Here is a 1709-nt window from a genome sequence, read left to right as displayed (position 1 = left end):
CAGTGGCAGTACTGTTCTTGTGGAAGAAACTATTGCGGCCGGATACGATTCTTTTCATCTTTCCATGGCGAGCGGCTCAGCACCCGCCGGCGAACTCTCTTTTACACAGGGCGGCTCGGGTGAAAAAGGTGCCTGGAACGCCGGTGACTTTCGCTCTTTCATTACCGAGATCGACAGCGCGATTGACGCCATGGCCCGGCGTGTGAACGACATCGGTATCGCCCAGTCATCACTGAGTGTGCGCGAAGTGACTCTTTCTCAGGGCATCAGCGCCAACCAGTCTGCGGTAAGCCGGATCATGGACACCGACTTTGCCAAAGAGCAGAGTGAGTCTGTGCGACTGCAAATTCTGCAGCAGACAGCGACTTCGGCCCTGGCACAAGCCAATATGGGTCCGCAGTCCGTGCTCGGGTTCCTCGGATAATCCGACGGATCCAGACAGCAACTCTTTCCTGCCGGCAACATTATCTCCTGCCGGCGGCCTTCAAAAGCCGGGTGTCACTGCGACATCCGGCTTTTTTTTAACCGGACACAATTGAGACGCCGAGCCAAACACCCTCTCATTCATACTTCGAAACTCTTTGAACAACCGTCCCGTCATTCCTTTCTTGACTAAAACCCCCACCCCAAACTATTGCCCTGCAATACTTTTCTATGACTTGCCACACTTAGTCACAATCGAAAATACCGGCTCACTTTTTTCTTAAGTACGGAAAAAGCGGCTCGATAATTCAGGTAATTGCATTACGAAGGCTAAACGCTTTTTACGTAAAACCATCAACAAATAAGAAATAATATGTCAAGCTTTGGTGATCTTAACAGAGTGAATACCAACATTCAGTCGTTGGATTCTCAACTTTCGCTGAATCGCATTAACCGCGATATGGCGGACAATCAGCTCAGAATGTCGACCGGTTTGCGGATCAACCGCGCCGAAGACGACGCTGCCGGCTACTCAATTGCAACCAAATTGAACAGCCGGGTCGAGGGCCTGAGTCAGGCTCTGCAAAATGTGGGTGACGCGAAGTCCGTTCTGGACATTGCCGAATCCAGTTTCGATACCATCATGGACAACCTGATCGAGATGAAAGGTCTGGCTACCCAGGCGGCCAATGACACTCTCGGCGATACCGAGCGTGGCTATATAGGTGATCAGATCAAAGCGTTGGGTGACGATATCAACGAAATCGCAAATCAGACCGTCTTCCAGGACTTCGACCTGCTTAACGGTGCCGGCAACACCGGTGCGCTGACTCTGACTTTCCAGGTCGGTGAACGTGCTGATGACACGCTGGTAACCAATATTTCCGCAGTGAACGTTGGTCAGCTGTTTGCCGGAGAAACTTCGGGAGCATCCGTCAACCTTGGTGCCGCTACCAGTGGCGGCGGCGGTGTTGCGGATGGTGCCGGTATCACCGCTACCGTAGCCGGCGGCTCTGGACAGGGCGCATTGTCCTTCCACGACGATGCCACTTCGGCCGACTTCCGTGCCTTCATCAGCGCGATCGACAGCGCGATCGACGGCATGTCCGAGCGTGTGAACGACATCGGTATCGCCCAGTCTTCACTTACGGTACGTGAAGTGACGCTGTCACAGTCCATCAGCGCCAACCAGTCTGCGGTAAGCCGAATCATGGACACCGACTTTGCCAAAGAGCAGAGCGAGTCCGTAAGGCTGCAAATTCTGCAGCAGACAGCGACTTCGGCCC

General features: G+C 53.5%; 2 protein-coding genes. Both read left to right on the top strand.

Annotation, left to right across the window (positions count from 1 at the left end; translation table 11 throughout):
* Nucleotides 1–424: flagellin (locus tag QA596_12845; protein MDG5768339.1), on the top strand; the 424-nt coding region annotated here is incomplete at its 5' end.
* Nucleotides 425–796: 372 nt separating this feature from the next.
* Nucleotides 797–1709 (top strand): flagellin (locus QA596_12840; protein ID MDG5768338.1); only part of this gene is annotated, 913 nt, incomplete at its 3' end.

It is taken from the genome of Balneolales bacterium ANBcel1 (assembly GCA_029688905.1).
GTDB lineage: Bacteria > Bacteroidota > Rhodothermia > Balneolales > Natronogracilivirgulaceae > SLLW01.
This window is presented reverse-complemented; position numbering and strand designations above follow the sequence as displayed.